This is a genomic window from Curtobacterium sp. BNK-1 (assembly GCF_048685235.1).
Classification (GTDB): Bacteria; Pseudomonadota; Gammaproteobacteria; order Enterobacterales; family Enterobacteriaceae; genus Pantoea; species Pantoea agglomerans.
Genome location: NZ_JBLQTJ010000004.1, coordinates 359,709 through 380,089, shown reverse-complemented (window position 1 = coordinate 380,089; position 20,381 = coordinate 359,709). Strand labels below are relative to the sequence as shown.

Below are 20,381 nucleotides of genomic sequence, written 5' to 3'. Positions count from 1 at the left end.
ACCCGTGCTGAACGCCAATGACAAGCCAACCACAGAACCGACATGCCGTGACTAAACGACCCATGAAACTCAGTACCCTGACCACCCTGATGATGACCGCGGTTATCGTCACCGTGCTGCTTGCTGTCCATCTGCTCTATTTTGTGCAGATCGATAACTTTGCTCAGTCGCATCTTAAAGATAAAGCGATGGCGGTGGCACGCACTCTGGCAGACAGCCCTGAAGTCCAGCGTGGGCTGCTGTTACCGGATGGCAGCAGCCAGATTCAGCCACTGGCCGAAGCCGCGCGCAAACGCAACGGCCTGCTGTTTGTGGTGGTGACGGATATGCGTGGCATTCGCTTTTCACACCCAAACGCGGCGGTGATTGGCAAACATTTTGTCGGCAACGATATCTATCCGGCCCTCAGCGGGCGGGAAAATGTGGCGGTAAATCACGGCGTGCTGGTAGAGGCACTGCGGGTATTTACCCCGGTTTATAACGCAGAGCATCAGCAGATTGGCGTGGTGGCGATCGGCATTGCGCTGAATGATGTGGCGGCGCAGATTGCCAAAAGCCGCTGGAACATCGTCTGGACTGTCTTATTTGGCGGCCTGGTGGGTTTGCTGGGGATTCTTATTCTGGTCAGGCGCCTGAAGAGCATTTTGCTCGGGCTGGAGCCGCACGAAATTTCCAGCCTGTTCGAGCAGCGTCAGGCGATCCTCAATTCTATTAAAGAGGGTGTGATTGCGGTCGACGATGAGTCACGCGTCAGCCTGATTAACCACGCGGCGCAGCAGCTGCTGCATGAGACCACCCGCAAGATGCCATTAAGCGGCGATCTGATTGCTGAAGAGAGCGTGATGCACCGCCATCAGCAGGATGCGCTGCATGCGGGCAAAGCCTGGCACGATCAGGAGCTGACGCTGGGTAATCGCATCCTGATCAGCAATACCGTGCCGGTTCGCAGTCGTGACCGCATTATCGGCGCGGTGACCACCTTCAGGGACAAGACCGAAATCAGCCAGCTGATGCAGCGTCTGGACGGCATGGTAAACTATGTAGACGCGTTACGTGAACGTTCCCATGAGTTCATGAACAAGCTGCATGTCATTCTGGGCCTGCTGCATATGAAAAACTATGCGCAGATGGAAGAGTACATCCTGAAAACCGCCAACGCCTATCAGACGGAGATTGGTTCGCTGCTGCAAAAGATCAAATCGCCCATCATTGCGGGTTTCCTGCTCAGCAAAATCAACCGGGTGACCGATGAAGGCCATCAGCTGATTATCGATGAGGCGAGTTTTCTGCCCGACTGCGGCAGCGAGGAGCAGAGCGCGGTACTGATTACGGTGCTGGGCAATTTAATTGAAAATGCGCTTGAGGCGCTGGATCCGGAAACCGAAGGGGAGATCCACCTCTTGCTGCATTATCAGAATGGCTGGTTAGCCTGTGAAGTAAGTGATGACGGACCCGGGATCGACGGCACGCAGCTCAGCGCCATTTTTGAGCGTGGCGTCTCGTCAAAAGGCGAAGATCGCGGTGTCGGATTGTTTCTGGTTAAGCAGCAGACCGAAAGCCTGGGCGGCAGTGTCAGTGTCGAGTCGGAACCGGGTGTATTCACCCAATTCTTAGTACAACTTCCGTGGGAGAGAGGAATGATTACCCAATGATCAATGTGTTAGTTGTCGATGATGACGCCATGGTAGCCGAGCTGAATCGCTGTTATATCGGGCAGATCCCAGGCTTTACCTGCTGCGGCACCGCCTCAACCTTACAGCAGGCCAAAGAGCGGCTGGCGCAGGCCGAACCTCAGGTTGATCTGATCCTGCTGGATATCTATATGCAGCAGGAGAACGGTCTCGACCTGTTACCGGAACTGCGCAGCGCAGGACGTCCGGTTGACGTGATTATTATCTCGTCAGCAGCAGATGCCGCCACCATCAAAACCTCACTCAACTACGGTGTGGTGGATTATCTGATCAAGCCTTTCCAGTTTGCCCGCTTTGAAGAGGCGCTGACTGGCTGGCGACAGAAAAAATCGCTGATGGATAATCATCAGTTCTATCAGCAGTCGGACGTTGATCAGTTGTTGCATGGCAATCCGCCGGGGGCCAGCGAGCAGAAGCGACTGCCGAAAGGATTAACACCGCAGACGCTGCGCACGCTGTGTCTGTGGATCGACGCCCATCCGGGTACCGAGTTCTCCACCGACGAACTGGCAACCGAGGTGAATATCTCTCGCGTCTCCTGCCGCAAGTATCTGATCTGGCTGGCGCAGATTAATATTCTGTTCACCAGCATTCATTATGGGGTCACGGGCCGTCCGGTTTATCGCTATCGCCTGCAGCCGGAGTATCACACTTTACTCAAACAATATTGTCAGTGAACCAGCCGGTAATCGGTGTCCAGTAACTGAAAAGAAAAGTGACGTTGTGACGAGCAGATCACCTGCCTGTCACGGGTCACAAATATCGCTTCAATGCCCGGTTGCTCCGCCAGGCAGGCAATGCCCTGTTCAACGCCGAGGCCGTAAAGCAGCGTGGTGTAGATGTCGCCATCCAGTGAACGTTCAGAGATCACGGTGACGCTCAGCAGGTCGTTATCCAGCGGATAACCGCTTCGCGGGTCGAGGATGTGGTGATAACAGACGCCATCCAGCTCGAAATAACGCTCATAGATACCGGATGTCACCACCGAGCGATTATTCACCCCGATCACCCCGATCAGCTCATCGGCCTCACCAAATGGTTTTTTCAGGCCGATTGCCCAGCCCGCCTCTTCTGGCGGCGCACCCACCGTCTGCACATTTCCCCCCAGATTAATCAGCGCACTGCTGACCTGCTGCTGGCGCAAAAAAGCCTGCACAACATCGGCGATATAGCCTTTGGCGATGGCGCCCAGGTCAATCTCCATCCCAGGTCGCGCCAGCATGACACTGCGGCTTGCGTCATCAAGAATAACGTCATGCGGATTCGTCAGCGCCATACGCGCCTGAAGTTCTGTCTCTGATGGAACACGGTGGCCCTGAAAGCCGATTTTCCAGCATTTCACCAGCGGGCCGATAGCCAGATTAAACAGGCTGTCGGGCAGCAGGCTCACCGCATGCGCGCAGGCGATCAGGTCAAACACCGGCTGACTCACGACCACCGGATGCTGCCCTGCCGCGTGATTAATCGCCATCACTTCCGACGCCGCGCGGTTAACCGTGAAGAGATTCTCCTGCTGTTTAATCAGGCGGAAGACCTGTCCGGCCAGGGTCTGATTATCGTTGAAGAGTTTGAGCAGGATGGGTGAACCCATTAAGACAGCGGAGTAAGCATAGACACGCGCATCAGTTAACATAGGCGACTCTGCTTTAGAGAGAAAAGAGCGGCATCCGCAGAGCGCGGATGCCGGAGACGACCCTTAACGTCGGGCGTAAGCGGCGGCGTTACCACCGGCCAGAATGCCGAAGATAATGATATCGGCGACTGCGTTACCGCCGATGCGGTTCGCGCCGTGGATGCCGCCAACCACCTCGCCACAGGCCCAGGCGCCGTTAATCACCTGTTTCTGGCTGTCCAGCACCGCAGTGGTGGTGTCGATGGTGACGCCGCCCATGGTGTGGTGTACGCCCGGTGCAACACGAATCGCGTAGAACGGCGCTTCACTCAGAGGATGACGCAGCGCGGTCTGACGACCGAAGTCTTCATCTTTCTGCATGATAACGAAGTTGTTGTAACGGGCCAGCGTGGCTTCCAGCGTATGATGCTCACTCATGTTGAGTTTCACCGCCAGTTCTGCCACGGTTGGCGCGCTGACTACAAAGCCTTTGGCGATATATTCGTCAGCCGCTTTGTTATTCATCCGCACCTGCTCGTCAAACACAATCCAGGCACTCTTCTCTGGCAAGGCGATAATCTGCGCCGAGACTTTATCGCGGGTTTCCATTTCGTTGTAGAAGCGCTCACCCGCCTGACTGACCAGGATAGCACCGCCGCCACGAATGGATTCAGAGACCAGATAAGAGGTGGTCTGTTCAACCGTTGGGTGAATCTGGATTTCGCCCATATCCACGGTACCGGCACCAATTTTTTCCAGCATGGCAATACCGCTGCCGGTGGCACCTTTGTGGTTGGTGGTGACAAAGCCATCGAGTTCAGGGCGATATTTCACTACCAGTTCACGGTTCGCACTGAATCCGCCGGTCGCCACAATCACGCTTTTCGCGTTCAGGATACGGCTGTCGTTGTACTCATCGACCACTCTCACACCCGCTACCGCGCCGTTCTCATAAAGGATTTCTGAGACTGAGGTTTCCAGCAGGACTTCGATATTGCGGCTGTTGATGTTTTTAACCAGACCGCTGATCAGGAAGCCACCCACCGCTGAACGATCCGCCGGACGGTGGGTACGATCGATGCTCATCCCGCCGGTGATGGTGATGTCGTTAAGCTCAATGCCGTGATTCGCCAGCCACTCAATCGCCTCCGGTGCCAGCTCTACAAACTCACGCAGCAGCACCGGATTATTTTTAAACTGACCGCCTTTCAGCGTCTCCTCGTAGAACAGCTCTTTGCTGTCTTCGATGCCTTTGAGTTTCTGGAAACGGGTTTCCGCGGCGTTCATGCCCACTGAGGCTTTAATGGTGTTACCGCCAATGGTCGGCATCTTCTCGATGATGACCACGCGCGCCCCTTCATCGTGCGCCTGAATAGCCGCCGCAAGGCCGGCGCCGCCGCTGCCCACAATCACCACATCGTAATTCTGCGGTGCGTTAGGGTTGCCGCCCTCTTCAATCACATGCTCTTTGCTGGAGGTGGTCAGCGCGCGTGAAACCGCTTTTTTCAGCGCCTCACTCTGGGTAGTCGCCCCGGTAATCGCATCGACGTGTGGGCTGTTGGCCACCAGGATGCGGCTACGCAGGCTTTCAAAGGTGGTGGTGAAGTCCACATCCAGGGTGTCATCCGGCACCAGCGAGATGTCAGTGATACGGTCAGTATCCAGCGTGACGTTGATTTTCAGTTTCAGCGCTTCGGCTTCGACTTTTTCCTGATAGACGCCCGCTTTGTATTTACGGCCCGATTCACTCATGTCGCGGATCATCGCATCGACCAGGGAGAAGCGCCACAGCGGTTCCGGGATCTGCAGCTCTTCGCGTTTGTTGCTGTCGATGTAGAGATCGAGGTGTTCGTTATTGATGATGCGGTCAGCCCAGTTCGGGTAAGCGATGCAGGCTTTACCAATCGCCACCAGATCGTAGCCTTTCTCCAGCGCCAGCTCGGCATCGGCTTTATTGACGACGCCGCCAACACCAATCACCGGCACTTTTGCCAGCACAGGCGAACGCATCGCGACGAACTTCTCAATCAGCGGCGTCGGATCCTGGGTATCAACAATTGACGGACGCAGCAGCTGACCTACCGAGAAATGGACGTAATCGAGTCCGCGCGCCGCCAGTTTTTCCAGCAGATAGAGCGTGTCGTCAAAGCGAATGCCGGGCACTTCGATCTCTTCCGGCGAGAAGCGATAGCCGATGATGAAAGAGTTATGGGCGAAGCGCTCAGCCATCTTGTGGGTGATTTCCAGCACTTCCAGCGGGAAGCGTGCGCGGTTATCGCGGCTGCCGCCCCACTTGTCATCGCGCTGGTTAGAGTTCGGCGAATAGAACTGCTGAATCAGGTAGGTGTTAGCACCATGAATTTCGACGCCATCGAAACCGGCCTTGATAGCGCGGTTCACCGCATCACCAAATTTGGTGATCATGGTTTCGACTTCTTCGGCGCTCAGCGCCAGGGGTTTGGTTGCCCCTTCACGCGGTGCCGCGATGGCGCTTGGCGCAACCGGCGTTTTGCCACCAATCAGCTCCGGTTCCACCATACGGCCGCCGTGATAGATCTGCAAAATGGCCGTAGAGCCTTCAGATTTAATCGCGTCCGCGATGCGTTTCAGACCAGGGATTTTGTTGTCGCTGTCGATAGCAATGGCACCCGGAAATGCCGGGCCACGGTTGTCAATGAAGCAGCATTCAACGATCACGGTTCCGATGCTGCCTGCACGTGCGCGATAGTACTCGACCAGCTCACTGGTGACCGTACCGTCATAAAAGCCGGTACAGGTGGTCATCGGTGCCATTACCAGTCGGTTTTTCAACACAGCGCCATTAGGCAGGGTCAGTGGATTAAGGATGGGGGTGAGAGATTTCATTGCGATAAACTCCAAGATTTAAAAGTCTGGAAATTTTTTAGCGGACGCAAATTATCGCTTAATTAAGTGGTCCGATGTCATGAGACTAATATACCCTTTTCTTTGCTTTCATAAGCGATAAATTTACTTTTTTAACTTTTAAATCATTTAGAGTTTTTATTTGCCGAATGCATAAAGTGAAGTTATATTAATTGTTAACCATGGGTAACCAAAAATCAACCATTCGTTTACATAAAAAATAAATCGTTTATCATCAAGAAGTTAAAGCAGGGCATTCAGTTTGCGTTAGCTGATGATTTGTCGACCAGCTTCACAGAACCGTCAAAATGTCGATGCCGTAAATATAAATAAAAAATAAATGTTAAAAATGGGGAATAATGAATTAATTTCTTTGATCTGGATCAAAATCTATATTTGCAAAAATCGCATCATATTTACATGGATTTAAAAATGCAGCTCAATAGCTAAGCAGTCGATTAAAAAATCAGTGCATCGCGGTTTATTCACACTATTAAGAATAAGAAAGAAAGTCATCAGTGAAGGTCCGGGGCGCAAATCGCATTCTTCTTAACTTGCAGATAAAATACTATGAAACCACTCTCAGCTGTAACTGAACCCCCAAAAGTCGCACCTGCGGCGCCGGGTAAAAAGAAAGCTATCATGCTTGCTCTGCCGGTGCTCGTTGCCGTGTTGCTGTTGCTGGTGCCCACACCAGCCGGACTCGAACCCTACGCCTGGCACTTCTTCGCCATCTTCGTCGGCGTGATTGTCGGATTGATTTTTGAACCCCTGCCAGGCGCGGTGATCGGCCTGACCGGCGTGGTAGTCATCGCGCTGTTCAGCCAGTTTCTGCTCTTCAGCCCGGCTGAACTGGCTAACCCGAAATTCAAAGTCGCCAGTGAGTCGTTCAAATGGGCGGTAAGTGGGTTCGGCAACTCCACGGTCTGGCTGATCTTCGGTGCCTTTATGTTCGCCGCGGGTTATGACAAAACGCAGTTTGGTCGCCGCCTGGCCCTGATTCTGGTGAAGTATCTGGGTCGCCGCAGTCTGACACTGGGTTATGCTATTACCTTTGCTGACCTGCTTCTTGCGCCCTTTACGCCGTCAAATACCGCGCGCAGTGGCGGTACCATCTACCCGATTATCGCCAACCTGCCGCCGCTTTACGGCTCTAAACCTAACGACCCGAGCGCCCGAAAAATCGGTTCCTATCTGATGTGGGTAGCGATTACCGCGGCCTGTATTACCAGTTCCATGTTCCTCTCTGCGCTGGCACCTAACCTGCTGGCACTGGCACTGGTAAAAAGCATCGTCGGTTTTGATATCTCATGGGGCATGTGGTTCCTGGCCTTCCTGCCGCTGGGTGTGCTGCTGATTCTGACCATGCCGCTGCTGGCTTACTGGTTCTACCCACCTGAAGTTAAAATCAATGATGAAGTGCCGAAATGGGCCATCGCTGAACTGGAAAAACTGGGCAGACTGACCCGCAATGAAATCCTGCTGCTGGTGTTTGTAGTCTGTGCACTGCTGATGTGGATTTTCGCCACCTCGTGGATCGAACCTGCCATGGCGGCGCTGTTGGTGGTCGTTCTGATGTTGTGGACCGGCGTACTGACCTGGAATGACATCACCAGTAATAAACCGGCCTGGAACACCTTTGCCTGGTTCGCCACCCTGGTGGCACTGGCCGATGGTCTGGCCCGCGTTGGCTTTATTACCTGGTTAGGTAAAGAGGGTGGCATGCTGCTGCAGGGTTATGACCCACAGGTTTCGGCCGTGGTGCTGTTAATCGCCTTCTTCCTGCTGCACTACCTGTTTGCCAGTACCACCGCACACACCACCGCGCTGTTACCGGCCATGCTGACCATTGCAGCCTCCATTCCGGGCATCAATATGCCGGTCTTCTGCCTGATGTTGTGTACCTCTCTGGGTGTGATGGGCATCATCACGCCATACGGTACGGGTCCAAGCCCGATTTACTACGGCAGCGGTTATCTGCCTACCAAAGACTACTGGCGTCTGGGAACCATCTTCGGTGCCATCTTCTTAGGCTCCATGATGCTGATTGCCTATCCGTGGATGGTGTGGTTGTTCTGACGGATACAACATGCAGATCAACGCGTTATAAGATACCATTCCTGCACTTCCCCACCGCACCCGCGGTGGGGAAGCATAATAAACAATTAATTCGCCTATGATGTTGCGCCCCGCAGCCTGTCCGCGGAGGTTCAGCCGGTCATTAAGTGAGAAAAAATGTCGAACAAGCCTTTTGTCTATCAGAACCCTTTCCCGCTGTCCCACGAAGATACCGAATACTATCTGCTGAGTCGTGAGCATGTCTCCGTCTCCGAGTTTGAGGGTCAGGAGATCCTTAAAGTCGATCCTCAGGCGCTGACGTTACTGAGCCAGCAGGCGTTCCACGACGCCTCTTTTATGCTGCGTCCGGCCCACCAGCAGCAGGTCGCCTCCATCCTTGATGACCCGGAAGCCAGCGACAATGATAAATATGTCGCCCTGCAGTTTTTAAGAAACTCTGAAATTGCCGCCAAAGGCGTGCTGCCAACCTGTCAGGATACCGGCACCGCGATCATCATGGGCAAAAAGGGCCAGCGCGTCTGGACCGGCGGCGGTGATGAAGCTGCGCTGTCACAGGGTATCTACAACACCTATATCGAAGATAACCTGCGCTATTCGCAGAATGCCGCTCTGGATATGTATAAAGAGGTGAATACCGGCACTAACCTGCCAGCGCAGATCGACCTCTACAGCGTGGATGGCGATGAGTACAAGTTCCTCTGTATCGCTAAAGGTGGCGGTTCCGCCAATAAAACCTATCTCTATCAGGAAACCAAAGCGCTGCTGAGCCCGGGCAAGCTGAAAAATTACCTGGTGGATAAGATGCATACCCTCGGCACCGCAGCCTGTCCGCCCTACCATATTGCGTTTGTCATCGGCGGCACCTCGGCAGAAAGCACCCTGAAAACCGTGAAGCTCGCCTCAACTCACTATTACGACGGGCTGCCCACTGAAGGCAACGAGCACGGTCAGGCGTTCCGCGACGTTCAGCTGGAGCAGGAACTGCTGGAAGCGGCGCAGCAGCTCGGTCTGGGTGCGCAGTTTGGCGGCAAATATTTTGCACATGATATCCGCGTGGTGCGTCTGCCACGTCACGGCGCCTCCTGCCCGATCGGCATGGGCGTCTCCTGCTCGGCTGACCGTAACATCAAAGCGAAGATTAACCGTGAAGGTATCTGGATTGAGAAACTGGAAGCCAACCCAGGCCGCCTGATCCCGGAAGCACTGCGTCAGCAGGGCGAAGGTGAAGCGTTGCAGGTTGATCTCAACCGCCCAATGGAAGAGATTCTGGCGCAACTGTCTGCTTATCCGGTTTCAACCCGCCTGTCACTGACCGGCACTATTATCGTGGCGCGCGATATTGCACATGCAAAACTCAAAGAGCGCATCGATAACGGCGAAGGATTACCGCAGTACATCAAAGATCATCCGGTCTATTACGCTGGTCCGGCGAAAACGCCTGAAGGTTATGCTTCTGGTTCACTCGGCCCGACCACTGCCGGTCGTATGGATTCCTACGTGGATCTGCTGCAGGCGCACGGCGGAAGTAAGATCATGCTGGCCAAGGGCAATCGCAGCCAGCAGGTGACGGATGCCTGTCATAAACATGGCGGCTTCTATCTCGGTAGCATTGGTGGACCGGCAGCGGTGCTGGCGCAGCAGAGCATCAAAAGTCTGGAATGCGTGGAGTATCCCGAGCTGGGAATGGAAGCGATCTGGAAAATCGAGGTGGAGAACTTCCCTGCCTTTATCCTGGTCGATGACAAAGGTAACGACTTCTTCCAGCACATTGAGCGCGCGCACTGCGCGAAATGCGTTAAGTAGCACATGCGTTAAGAAGAAAAAAGCCCCGACTTCGGGGCTTTTATTTGTTACGCATTCAGGCGTATTGGCTGTGATAACGAGCCTTTTTTAGCCCCGCTGCAACCGCTGCAACGCCACATCAATCTGCACATCACCTTTGGTGAGTTCGATGATCTGATACTTAATCGCCGGATTTTCAATCAGGCCGACCAGTGTCGCCGCCACATCTTCGCGCGGGATCTCACCATACGGAATCGCCAGATCGGCATGAACCCGGCCGGTACCGGCTTCATCGGTCAGCGTACCCGGTCGCAGGATCACCCACTCCAGCTTACTCGCTACCAGCTCCGCATCCGCCAGACGCTTCACCCGCATGTAATTCTCAAATCCCTCTGAGGGAGTTTTACCGCGGCCCGCATCCGGGAAAGCGGAAACCAGCATAAAGCGTGATACCCCCGCCTGCTCTGCTGCGGCAACCGCCAGCTTCAGCCCTTCTCCGTCAATGGCATTGGTCAGCTCGATCCCGGCACCGCCCGCACCCGCCGTGAAGACAGCCACATCGTGACCGGTCATCAGATCTGCCAGTGCCGTCACGCTCAGCTGCTGAATATCGCCAGCCACCGGTTTAGCACCTGCGGACTGCAGCGTCTCTGCCTGTTCCGGTTTGCGGTGCAGCGCCGTCACTGTATGGCCTTTACTGCTCAGCTGACGAGTCAGCTTTTGGCCCACTTTGCCCGCTGCGCCGATAATGAAACATGTCGCCATAGGATCCAATCCTCTATTTACTGATTGAGTGCCAGAGTATAGCTATCAGTCAGAAACAAAACAGGCGCCTGATGCGGCGCCTGCTGGGTTATTGCGGGATCACTTTTTCCGCTTTCAGCTTATCAAACAGCTGAATAAAGGAGTCGAGCGTGCTGCGATAGCCGGTGAAGCCCGCTTTGCGGCTCTTACTCATATCGGTAAAGGCTTCCATCGGACGTCCCAGGTCGGCATCGGTATGCCACCAGGAAGCCAGTCTGGTGACATCCGATTCACGCAACTGATGCTGCTCTGCAATCGCCTGCCACGCACTGGCGGCTTCCTGCATGCGATCTTCCAGCGGCATCATCTGCGCCGGGTATTCCGCTGCTTCAATGCCGAAATAGTCAGCCAGTTTTGGCCACATCCAGTTCCAGCGGAACACATCGCCGTTTACCGCATTGAAATCCTGATTAGCGGCATTAGGTGAGGTCGCCGCCCAGTGCAGCTGCTCAGCCAGCAGGCCCGCATCGGTCATATCAACGACACCGTTCCACTGCTCAGGTGAGCCAGGGAAGATAAACGGCCAGCCTTTCTCTTTACACAGCGTTGCGTAGACCGCCAGTGTCTGACCCATATTCATCGCATTGCCCACGGCATAACCGATGATGGTGTGCGGGCGATGCACACTCCAGCGGTAGTCAAACTTCTCTGCACCAGCGAACACTTCATCTTCCTGCGCGTAGTAGAAGTTATCGACCGGCTGACGGCCCTGCTCTTCACGGAACGGCGTGACTGGCACAGCGCCTTTTCCGTAAGCTTCAAACGGACCCAGGTAGTGCTTCAGTCCGGTTACCAGCGCCACGTGCGAACCCTGTAAACGGTCGCCGAGTGCTTCAATCACATTCCGCACCATGCCGCCGTTAACGCGGATATTCTCTTTTTCATTTTCCTGACGCGCCCAGACGCTAAAGAACAGCGCATCCGGTTTCACTGTCTTCAGCGCGTCACGGACGGCATCCGCATCGGTCAGATCGGCCGTCAGGCTGGTGACACCTTCAGGTACCGCGCCACGTCCGCGTGACAGACCGCTGACCTGCCAGCCTTCCTTCTGTAATTTATCTGCTAGTCCGCGACCAATAACGCCACTGATGCCCACAATCAAAGCATGCTTTTTCATTTGATTTCTCCTCATTTTGCGTAATGCTAAGCCTAATAGAGAATTCAGTTCTTATCTCTGGCATTTATTCACAGCATTCTCAACCTGAGTTCATTAATCGATGCACGATCATCGCCTCAAAGATATTCTGCCGTTTGTTGCCAGCGTAGAGTGTGGCAGTTTTACCGCCGCTGCGGAGCGTCTGCACGTGACCGGATCGGCGATCAGTAAAAGCGTCAGCCGCCTGGAGACACGATTAGGCTCGCGACTGCTGGAGCGCACCACACGGAGCCTGCACCTCACCGACGCGGGCAGCGCCTATTACCAGACCTGCCTGCGCATTCTGGAGGATCTGGCCGAAGCCGAAGCGGTGCTGGCGGCACAGCGAACGATTCCTTCCGGTCGCCTGCGCCTGGCGGTGCCCACCACCTATGGCCGCCTCAATGTGATGCCGCTGCTGATGCCCTTTTGTCAGCAACACCCGGAACTGGCTCTGAGCCTGAGTTTCTCTGACCGCTTTGTTGACCTGTTTGAAGAGGGCGTGGATGTGGCGGTACGGATCGGCGGCGCGCCCGACCTGCCTGCTTCGCTGGGCTGGCGTAATATGGGCCGCGAGCAGATGCAGTTCTGTGCCTCACCCGCTTATCTGGCACGCGAGGGACGACCTGAAGATGAGGCGGCGCTGCTGAACCACCGCGCCATCCTTTATGAGCGTGTAGATGGCAGCACCAAACCCTGGCTGTTCACCACCGAAGATGGTCAGCCGCACTGGCGCGAGGTGCCGTACCGGCTGGCACTGGGCGACGTTGATGCCCAGCTGCAGGCTGTCATCGCCGGGCTGGGTGTGGCACAAATGCCCTCGTGGCTGATTCAGCATGCCGTGAAACAGGGCGATCTGGAGATAATTTTGCCGCAGTTGCAGCCCGAGGGGCTGACGCTGAGCGTGGTGTGGCCACGCCGTAAACAGTTCCTGCCTAAGGTCGATGCACTGTTATCGGCGCTCACCGCGCTGGAAATCCGCTAACCCACCCTGCTATCTGTTTATCGCGGTTGGGATGTTTCATCCTGACTGCGATCATTTAATCTTTCTACACGCTGATTTCCCCCTGTTCTTCCCTGCCTGAACCGCCGGTAACTTATCGATCTCCCCTATAACCCGCTTAAATTTAATGTTTTTATTTTCGCCCTGATGGAATCCCATCAAAATAAAAATGGCGGAAGGGTTGAGCTCACATAATGAAAACTAAGTTTCAAATATAATTTAACCCGAAATAAAAATATCAGTAGGGTGATGTCTTCTTCATGTTCTGACGTTTTGTCTTTGCCGTTATTACCAGGAGTATTCATGGAAAAAGAACTTTATATCTCGTCGAACCCGGCATCCGGTCCAAATAGCACCACCCGCACCGAGCCTTTTGTGAAGATTATTGCGCTGGTCGCCACCCTGGGTGGATTGCTGTTTGGTTATGACACCGGTGTAGTCTCAGGCGCATTACTGTTTATGCGCGGCGATTTGCATCTCACCCCATTTACTACCGGGCTGGTCACCAGCTCCCTGCTGTTTGGTGCAGCCTTCGGCGCGCTGGCAGCCGGTCATCTGGCGGATGGCCTCGGCAGACGACGCATTATCATTGCGCTGGCGCTTATCTTCGCTTTTGGCGCTGTCGGCTCGGCGCTGGCGCCTGATGTCACCTGGATGATCGCTTCTCGCCTGTTCCTGGGCTTTGCCGTGGGGGGTGCTGCCGCGACCGTGCCGGTCTACATCGCAGAAATCGCCCCCGCCAATAAACGTGGCCAGCTGGTCACCCTGCAGGAGCTGATGATCGTCAGCGGTCAGTTGCTGGCGTACATCTCCAACGCCACCTTTAACGATATCTGGGGCGGCGAAAATACCTGGCGCTGGATGCTGGCGCTGTCGATTGTCCCTGCTGTTCTGCTCTGGATCGGCATGATTTTTATGCCTGAAACCCCGCGCTGGCACGTAATGAAAGGCCGCAGTCAGGCAGCGCGCGAGGTCCTGGAAAAAACCCGTGCCGCCGAAGATGTCGAGTGGGAGCTGGAAGAGATTGAGGAAACCATTGAAGAGAACCGTCAGCGTGGCAAAGGCCGCCTGCGCGATCTCGCCACACCCTGGCTGATGAAAATCTTCCTGCTGGGCGTGGGTATTGCCGCCATCCAGCAGCTGACCGGGGTGAATACCATTATGTATTACGCCCCCACCATGCTGACCGCTGCCGGACTGAGCAACGATGCCGCGCTGTTCGCCACCATCGCCAATGGCGTGATCTCCGTGGTGATGACGCTGGCGGGTATCTGGCTAATCGGCAAAGTGGGACGCCGTCCGCTGGTGTTAATCGGACAGATGGGCTGCACCTGCTGCCTGTTCTTTATCGGGCTGGTCTGCTGGCTGATGCCGGAATACCTCAACGGCACGGTCAACCTGCTGCGGGCTTATCTGGTGCTGGCGGGCATGCTGATGTTCCTCTGCTTCCAGCAGGGCGCATTGTCTCCTGTTACCTGGCTGCTGCTGTCGGAAATCTTTCCCGCACGGATGCGTGGCATCTGTATGGGTGGCGCTGTCTTCTCACTGTGGATCGCCAACTTCGCCATCTCCATGGCCTTCCCGCTGTTATTAGCCGCATTTGGTCTGGCCGGAGCCTTCTTTATATTCGCGGCTATCGGCATCGGCGGTTCTGTTTTTGTTGTGAAGTTTATTCCCGAGACCCGGGGAAGAAGTCTTGAGCAGGTCGAGCACTATTTCTATGCGCTTTATAACGGCAACGGCAAAAAATAGTGCCTGAAACGTCTGTATTGAATAATCCACGGCCCGCGTCATTACGCTGACTACCCGATTGCTATTAACACTGTACCCCTACATTCAAGGAAATTGTTATGAGCCTGAATATTCCCAACGCGCGCTTTTGCATCAACCGTAAAATTGCGCCCAGCCTCACCCTTCCGCAGTTTTTTAAACTGGTCAGCCAGCTCGGTATCCATAATGTCGAACTGCGTAATGATATGCCCAGCGGCCGCGTCACCGACGATCTCAGCGGCGACGAGGTAAAAGCCCTGGCGCGTGAGTCAGGCATCCGGATTGTCACCATTAATGCGCTCTATCCCTTTAATCAGCTGAATGAAGAGGTGCTGCAACGCACCCGCCAGCTGTTAAGTGATGCGCAGGCGGTCGGCGCTGAATCGCTGGTGCTCTGCCCGCTTAATGACGGCACGCCGATCAGCGCTGCCGACACCGTAAGCGCGCTGAAAACCCTGGCCCCGCTGTTCGCTGAGGCAGGAATTCAGGGGCTGGTGGAACCGCTGGGCTTCCCGCAAAGCTCGCTGCGTTCAGCAACTCAGGCTCAGACGCTGATCCATGAAGCGGGTGTGCCATTCAGATTGCTGATCGATACCTTCCATCATCATCTGTTTGAAGATGCGGAACAGACTTTCGAACAGGAGATCGATATTCAGCAGATCGGTCTGGTTCACCTTTCCGGCGTCACCGACCCGCGCCCGGTTAATCAGCTAACCGACGAAGAGCGCATCATGCTCAGCGCGGACGACCGCTTGCGCAGTAAGCAGCAGGTCGAGCGACTGGAGAAGATGGGTTACACCGGCCTTTACGCCTTTGAGCCGTTCTCCTCAGTGATGAACAGCTGGCAGGAAGCGGACATTGCCCGCGAAATTCGCGACAGCATCCAGCTGTTAAACTACTCAGCTTAAGGAATTATCATGACTATTAATATTGGCGTCATCGGCACCGGCGCAATCGGTCGCGAACACATCCGCCGTTGCAGCACCGTGTTACAAAATGCGCGCGTGGTGGCGCTTAACGATATCAACCGTGAAAACTGCCAGCAAATCGTTAACGAGCTGACGCCGGAAGCGCGTATTTATGACAATGCTATCGATCTGATTAACGATCCGCAGGTCAATGCGGTGCTGGTCACCTCCTGGGGCCCGACGCATGAAGCCTTCGTGCTGGCCTGCATTGAGGCGGGTAAAGCGGTGTTCTGCGAAAAACCGCTGGCGGTCACCGCGCAGGGCTGCATGAACATTGTGGAAGCAGAAATTAAGGCAGGACGTCAGCTGGTGCAGGTCGGGTTTATGCGCCCTTATGACAGCGGCTATCGCGCACTAAAAGCGGTGATCGACAGCGGCGAAATTGGTGAGCCTTTGATGCTGCACTGCGCACACCGCAACCCGGAAGTGGGCGACAGCTACACCACCGACATGGCGATCACCGACACCCTGATCCACGAACTCGATGTGCTGCGCTGGCTGCTGGATGATGATTATGCCAGCGTGCAGGTGATCTTCCCGCGTAAAACCCGTAAGGCGTCGTCACATCTGCGCGATCCGCAAATCGTGCTGCTTGAGACCACCAAAGGGGCGCGCATTGATGTCGAAATCTTCGTGAACTGTGAATATGGTTACGACATTCAGTGTGAAGTGGTGGGTGAAAGCGGCATTGCTCGTCTGCCGGAGCCGGTCTCTGTGCAGCTTCGCAGCGCGGCTAAGCTCTCCACCACCATTCTGACTGACTGGAAAAAGCGCTTTATCGATGCGTATGACGTGGAGTTACAGGCATTTATCAACAACGTCATCAGCGGTGAGATGACCGGTCCCTCAGCCTGGGATGGCTACGCCGCCGCGGTGGCCGCTGATGCCTGCGTCGCGGCCCAGACTTCCGGTGAGATTGTGCCGGTCACTATGCCAGCAAGACCGGCTTTTTATCGCTGATAGCAACGCTGCACGGCGGGTTCCGCCGTGCATTTCCCCCTCCGTTTCATCTTTTCCAGCGGCGCTTCACGCATCATCGGTAACCGAATAAAGCCGCCAGGCAGGACATTGAGTCATACCGGCCTGAGCGCGCAGCACAGCCCACTGTTAACTCATTATCACGGCGCAGTAATCACAATTGCCACACGCCGATTTTGCGCGCGTCCCTGTGCACTATTGTTACTGGTAACCGGTGCACTCATGCCTAATCCACGTGTGATAATATTTTCGCGCGGTATAGCAGCCCCTTCCGCCCACTGTGCCGCGACTGCGTTAGCTCTTTTTAGCGACAGCTGTTGGTTATAATCCGGTTTGCCGTAATTATCGGTGTGCCCGTCAATTCGCACATGCTTAATACCGGTCGACACCAGGTTTTTTGCCATCCCCTGAATGTTACTTTTGCTGGAGGGTGTAAGTTCTGATTCGTTTACACCAAACAGGATCTTATCTGATAAGCCTAATCCCCAGCCTTCCCTATTTTGAGTGAATCCCGCACGCTTCATCGCTGCGATCTGCGCCTCACTAAAACGTTCTTTAGACTGACAACCGACCAGCGCCAAAATAAGCAGCATCAGGGAAATATTTTTTTTCATCTTTAAGCCTTATTTGTTCGCTTATTTTTGTACATATTCATGTCAGCGCGTTCGAGAATAGACTCAACCGTATCGCCGTGTTGTGACCAGGCGTAGCCAATGGTAACCGAGGTATTTATCGGCGTACCTTCTGCAAGGATGATTTTTTCCATGATGAGGTCATGGATGTCCTGCATGAGTTGCTGTAATTGCTCCTCACTGACCTGACTGCTCACCAGCATGGCAAATTCATCCCCACCTAACCGGGCGACTAGATCCTGTTCAGATGCCAGTGATAACAGCCGTGCTGCTATCGCTTTTAATACCTCATCCCCGGCGGCATGGCCCCAGTTATCATTGATACTTTTAAAGCGGTCGCCATCAAGAAAGAGTAAGGCAAAACGCTCCTCAGCATATTGCTGGTCGAGAAGCCGGGAAAGGTGAGCAGCAAACGCGCTGCGGTTTGCAAGACCGGTTAACGGGTCCTCCAGCGCTTTGGCTGCCAGCGAGCGATTATCTCGGATAAGCGAAGCCTTTAGCGATTGCATTTCCCTCAGCAACGAATTGAGATCATCTGAAAATAGCTGAAACTCACTCGTCGTGCTCTCCGGTATACGCAAGGAAAAATCACCGGAATGAATCACATAGTGAATCGAGCTGGTAATGTTGCGCAGTGTAGCGAGCATACCCCGATGCAGAAATTCACTCAGCAAAAGGGAGATAATCAGTACACATAGCATACCGCTGGTCAGAATCATGAAGGAGTATCGAATGAAACTCACCGCGCCGGTCACGGTGCCTTCCAGCGTTAATGTACCGACAGCAACGTCAGAGTGAATGATACTGACGTTAAGCGGTTTAAGATAAATCCACTCACGTAATAACCGCGAATACCAGCCCGTCTGCTCCTGCTGAGCATGCCAGTTGACCAGAACAATTTGATCTTTAGTGACCAGTTTCGCAGACGCGTACATCCCTTCATTGCCGAGCCGTGCAATTTTATTGTGCGCATCGTAACTGTCGGAAAAAACGGTCGCAGCGGTTAGCGTGGTGCTGAGGGTTGCGCCGATTAATTCAAGGTTTCGCTTCTCGTAATTTTTAATGAATAGCAGCGACGTCGAAGAGAGCAACAGCCAGCACAACAGTAATATCACCGCAGCGTTGATGGTGCTTATTTTTCGCAGTTTATTGCGTATCGATGATTTGTCATTTCTTAATTTATCGAATTTCATTTTATTCGCTTCTCTCGCGGGACAGCAAAAGCACGTCCGGACTCACCCTGACACCGCTTCTGGCAAGCGAATCAAGGTTAACGGAAAAAAGCGTGTGGCCCGGATGAAAAATCAGGCAAAACGCGGCGCCCCGCGTGCAATCCGCATTGTTCTCCGCGAGGGTAAGGACGGCTCTGCCCTTAAACTGCTGAATCAGGTCCACCTGCTGTTGTGACGTCTGATCGCCGAAATAGACGGCGTCGCATCTGTGCGACGGCAGGTCGCCTGCGCTGGCAAGATAAACAACGGTGAATGTGGCTGCCGCAGAGGAGGCATTGTCCGGCAAGGAGAGATGCCGGGCTGAAGAAAAAATACATAATTGAGGCGGTTGTTTTAAGCCCGTCCACTGGGTGAAGCTGATAATACCACTGACGATATCATTGGCTTTGCCATCTTTTATTTCGGCACTGGCAATATGAGGAATAAGCAGCAGCAAAATAAGTCCCGTATAAACGAGTTTGCAGATGTGGCGTATGAAAAGCAGCACATCGACGTCATGATGAATTTGATATTTATCGATCATACTGCGTTCCCAAAAATTCTACGCATGGCAGGACGCCTTAATAAGCGCGGAAATATTAGCATAGCGGTGATTAAAATTGTACTTCTGGATTGGTTCGCCACATACCCTGTTGTTGTACTTTTATCTGGCGTAAGAATCACTGTGCTATCAGTCAAAATAAGGTTTTAAAATTTCTTCGGTCCAGTGCATAAAGGCTCTGACACGCCGCGACAGATTTCGTCGGTGTGCGACAACAAAAGAGGCACTGAGCGGCTCAGGACACAGATTGGGAAGGACTTCAACCAGCGCACCGCGCTCAATATAGGGCGCCAGTGTTGAGTAACCGCCCTGGATCAAGCCCAGCCCGGCCAGTCCCGCCTCATGATAGGCCGGTACGCTATTTACCCTTATGGCGCCGGGTAACATCAGCAATTGATAGCCGTCATCCGCCGGATACTCCCAGCCATCTGGCTTCGAACCAAAGCTCCGCTGGTAATGAACCATCTGGTGGCCCTGACTGAGAAGGTCATCAATCGTCTGCGGTATCCCAAAGCGCGCCAGATAGCTGGGACTGGCGGCATTGATCATGCGCAGCTGCCCCAGCGGGCGAGCAATAAGCGTGTCATCAACGATTGGCCCCAGACGGATGACACAATCAAATCCTTCATGAACTAAATCAACGCGCCGATCGGTACTTGAAAGCTCGATCTCCAGTTCAGGGTGTGCCTCCAGCAACTGCGGCAGCGCGGGGATTACCACGCATTGTGCCAGCACGGCAGGCATATCAACGCGTATCCGGCCCCGCAGTGACATCCCCTCGTGAGAGAACATGGACTGTAATTCTTCGGCTTCCGATAACAGATCGCGGGCGCGTGAGTAAAAAGCCCGTCCATCTTCCGTTAACTGCACTGTTCGCGTGGTGCGATGCAGAAGCGTCGCGCCTGTCTCCCTTTCGAGTTCGCGCACCACTAGTGAGGCGCGTCCTTTCTGAATTCCCAGGCTTTCAGCTGCCTGAGTAAAACTCTTCATTTCCGCCACGCGTGCAAAAATAATCAGCGCCTCAAGGTTTTTCATTCATTGTTCTCCTTCAGAGTAACAGTGCGTTATTTCTTACGTTATTTATCACCATATTAATGGGTAATAGACTGCTTTCACACCGCGGATATTGCAGAACGCGATCTGAACGTTATGAGGGTGAATCGTCTCTCTGAAAGGCTTAACGCCGTTGCGAACTGCCATGCAGATTTGTGTACATAAGCACTGGCTCAGATCCCCGCATCATTCAGAGCACTGTCGGTTCGCGGCAAACA

Annotated in this window: 16 protein-coding genes; 8 read left to right on the top strand and 8 right to left on the bottom strand. The window is 54.1% G+C overall.

The genetic code is table 11. The features are described 5' to 3' along the window. The first annotated feature begins 62 nt into the window (after positions 1-62). Both ACMGGP_RS22225 and dcuR read left to right on the top strand, forming a co-directional pair. Positions 63-1,652, top strand: coding sequence for a sensor histidine kinase (locus ACMGGP_RS22225; protein WP_498798918.1), 1,590 nt, complete (start codon positions 63-65; stop codon positions 1,650-1,652). Beyond that, complete coding sequence (gene dcuR, locus ACMGGP_RS22220; protein ID WP_009093030.1) at positions 1,649-2,368, top strand: two-component system response regulator DcuR; 720 nt, start codon at positions 1,649-1,651, stop codon at positions 2,366-2,368. Before ACMGGP_RS22225 ends, dcuR begins: the two co-directional genes overlap by 4 nt. Here dcuR and ACMGGP_RS22215 read toward each other — a convergent pair. Together ACMGGP_RS22215 and ACMGGP_RS22210 are read right to left on the bottom strand one after the other, a co-directional pair. Beyond that, on the bottom strand, positions 2,362-3,324 hold the full coding sequence (locus ACMGGP_RS22215) for an FAD:protein FMN transferase (protein WP_498798917.1): 963 nt from the start codon (positions 3,322-3,324) through the stop codon (positions 2,362-2,364). The genes dcuR and ACMGGP_RS22215 overlap by 7 nt on opposite strands. 63 nt (positions 3,325-3,387) lie before the next feature. Continuing rightward, positions 3,388-6,168, bottom strand: coding sequence for a flavocytochrome c (locus ACMGGP_RS22210; RefSeq protein WP_031592419.1), 2,781 nt, complete (start codon positions 6,166-6,168; stop codon positions 3,388-3,390). A 660-nt stretch (positions 6,169-6,828) separates the two neighbouring features. Between ACMGGP_RS22210 and ACMGGP_RS22205 the strand changes: the two genes are divergently transcribed. After that, positions 6,829-8,265: an anion permease gene (locus tag ACMGGP_RS22205; protein WP_250489002.1), complete on the top strand. Its 1,437-nt coding sequence runs from the start codon at positions 6,829-6,831 to the stop codon at positions 8,263-8,265. A gap of 156 nt (positions 8,266-8,421) precedes the next feature. Beyond that, positions 8,422-10,068: a class I fumarate hydratase FumA gene (gene fumA / locus ACMGGP_RS22200; protein ID WP_498798916.1), complete on the top strand. Its 1,647-nt coding sequence runs from the start codon at positions 8,422-8,424 to the stop codon at positions 10,066-10,068. Positions 10,069-10,155: 87 nt separating this feature from the next. Here the strand turns inward: fumA and ACMGGP_RS22195 are convergent, their stop codons facing one another. Together ACMGGP_RS22195 and ACMGGP_RS22190 are read right to left on the bottom strand one after the other, a co-directional pair. Further along, positions 10,156-10,812 (bottom strand): SDR family oxidoreductase, encoded by a 657-nt coding sequence (locus ACMGGP_RS22195; protein ID WP_033786953.1) that lies wholly within the window; start codon positions 10,810-10,812, stop codon positions 10,156-10,158. 88 nt (positions 10,813-10,900) lie between these two features. Continuing rightward, positions 10,901-11,968: an SDR family oxidoreductase gene (locus ACMGGP_RS22190; RefSeq protein WP_124890555.1), complete on the bottom strand. Its 1,068-nt coding sequence runs from the start codon at positions 11,966-11,968 to the stop codon at positions 10,901-10,903. A gap of 100 nt (positions 11,969-12,068) precedes the next feature. Here ACMGGP_RS22190 and ACMGGP_RS22185 point away from each other — a divergent pair, with 100 nt between their 5' ends. The 4 genes from ACMGGP_RS22185 (at position 12,069) to iolG (ending at position 16,687) form a co-directional block, all read left to right on the top strand. Further along, on the top strand, positions 12,069-12,971 hold the full coding sequence (locus ACMGGP_RS22185; RefSeq protein ID WP_010247278.1) for a LysR family transcriptional regulator: 903 nt from the start codon (positions 12,069-12,071) through the stop codon (positions 12,969-12,971). A 321-nt stretch (positions 12,972-13,292) separates the two neighbouring features. Beyond that, positions 13,293-14,741, top strand: coding sequence for a sugar porter family MFS transporter (locus ACMGGP_RS22180; protein WP_010670306.1), 1,449 nt, complete (start codon positions 13,293-13,295; stop codon positions 14,739-14,741). Positions 14,742-14,839: 98 nt separating this feature from the next. Then, the gene (locus ACMGGP_RS22175) at positions 14,840-15,667 is read left to right on the top strand and encodes a TIM barrel protein (protein ID WP_010670305.1); all 828 of its coding nucleotides are present in this window, start codon (positions 14,840-14,842) and stop codon (positions 15,665-15,667) included. A gap of 9 nt (positions 15,668-15,676) precedes the next feature. Next, positions 15,677-16,687 carry a bifunctional inositol 2-dehydrogenase/D-chiro-inositol 1-dehydrogenase gene (iolG, locus tag ACMGGP_RS22170; protein ID WP_010670304.1) on the top strand — a complete coding sequence of 337 codons (1,011 nt, stop codon included), beginning with the start codon at positions 15,677-15,679 and terminating at the stop codon, positions 16,685-16,687. A gap of 158 nt (positions 16,688-16,845) precedes the next feature. Here iolG and yfiB read toward each other — a convergent pair whose 3' ends face one another. The 4 genes from yfiB to ACMGGP_RS22150 form a co-directional block, all read right to left on the bottom strand. Then, complete coding sequence (gene yfiB / locus ACMGGP_RS22165; RefSeq protein WP_124890552.1) at positions 16,846-17,319, bottom strand: outer membrane lipoprotein YfiB; 474 nt, start codon at positions 17,317-17,319, stop codon at positions 16,846-16,848. A gap of 2 nt (positions 17,320-17,321) precedes the next feature. After that, positions 17,322-18,530 carry a diguanylate cyclase DgcN/YfiN gene (gene dgcN, locus ACMGGP_RS22160; RefSeq protein WP_010247285.1) on the bottom strand — a complete coding sequence of 403 codons (1,209 nt, stop codon included), beginning with the start codon at positions 18,528-18,530 and terminating at the stop codon, positions 17,322-17,324. Between the two features lies 1 nt (position 18,531). After that, the gene (yfiR, locus tag ACMGGP_RS22155; RefSeq protein ID WP_010670301.1) at positions 18,532-19,092 is read right to left on the bottom strand and encodes a regulatory sequestration protein YfiR; all 561 of its coding nucleotides are present in this window, start codon (positions 19,090-19,092) and stop codon (positions 18,532-18,534) included. 147 nt (positions 19,093-19,239) lie between these two features. Next, a complete protein-coding gene (locus ACMGGP_RS22150; RefSeq protein WP_124890551.1) occupies positions 19,240-20,145 on the bottom strand; it encodes a LysR family transcriptional regulator in 906 nt (301 codons plus the stop codon). Between the last annotated feature and the right edge of the window lie 236 nt (positions 20,146-20,381).

What these genes read in the sequence shown, in the direction of transcription:
- ACMGGP_RS22175 (WP_010670305.1), top strand. Translation starts at nt 14,840, where the DNA reads ATGAGCCTGAATATTCCCAACGCGCGCTTTTGCATCAACCGTAAAATT.
- fumA (WP_498798916.1), top strand. Translation starts at nt 8,422, where the DNA reads ATGTCGAACAAGCCTTTTGTCTATCAGAACCCTTTCCCGCTGTCCCAC.
- ACMGGP_RS22185 (WP_010247278.1), top strand. Translation starts at nt 12,069, where the DNA reads ATGCACGATCATCGCCTCAAAGATATTCTGCCGTTTGTTGCCAGCGTA.
- yfiR (WP_010670301.1), bottom strand. Translation starts at nt 19,092, where the DNA reads ATGATCGATAAATATCAAATTCATCATGACGTCGATGTGCTGCTTTTC.
- ACMGGP_RS22190 (WP_124890555.1), bottom strand. Translation starts at nt 11,968, where the DNA reads ATGAAAAAGCATGCTTTGATTGTGGGCATCAGTGGCGTTATTGGTCGC.
- ACMGGP_RS22205 (WP_250489002.1), top strand. Translation starts at nt 6,829, where the DNA reads ATGCTTGCTCTGCCGGTGCTCGTTGCCGTGTTGCTGTTGCTGGTGCCC.
- dgcN (WP_010247285.1), bottom strand. Translation starts at nt 18,530, where the DNA reads ATGAAATTCGATAAATTAAGAAATGACAAATCATCGATACGCAATAAA.
- yfiB (WP_124890552.1), bottom strand. Translation starts at nt 17,319, where the DNA reads ATGAAAAAAAATATTTCCCTGATGCTGCTTATTTTGGCGCTGGTCGGT.
- ACMGGP_RS22150 (WP_124890551.1), bottom strand. Translation starts at nt 20,145, where the DNA reads ATGAAAAACCTTGAGGCGCTGATTATTTTTGCACGCGTGGCGGAAATG.
- ACMGGP_RS22215 (WP_498798917.1), bottom strand. Translation starts at nt 3,324, where the DNA reads ATGTTAACTGATGCGCGTGTCTATGCTTACTCCGCTGTCTTAATGGGT.
- ACMGGP_RS22180 (WP_010670306.1), top strand. Translation starts at nt 13,293, where the DNA reads ATGGAAAAAGAACTTTATATCTCGTCGAACCCGGCATCCGGTCCAAAT.
- iolG (WP_010670304.1), top strand. Translation starts at nt 15,677, where the DNA reads ATGACTATTAATATTGGCGTCATCGGCACCGGCGCAATCGGTCGCGAA.
- ACMGGP_RS22225 (WP_498798918.1), top strand. Translation starts at nt 63, where the DNA reads ATGAAACTCAGTACCCTGACCACCCTGATGATGACCGCGGTTATCGTC.
- ACMGGP_RS22195 (WP_033786953.1), bottom strand. Translation starts at nt 10,812, where the DNA reads ATGGCGACATGTTTCATTATCGGCGCAGCGGGCAAAGTGGGCCAAAAG.
- dcuR (WP_009093030.1), top strand. Translation starts at nt 1,649, where the DNA reads ATGATCAATGTGTTAGTTGTCGATGATGACGCCATGGTAGCCGAGCTG.
- ACMGGP_RS22210 (WP_031592419.1), bottom strand. Translation starts at nt 6,168, where the DNA reads ATGAAATCTCTCACCCCCATCCTTAATCCACTGACCCTGCCTAATGGC.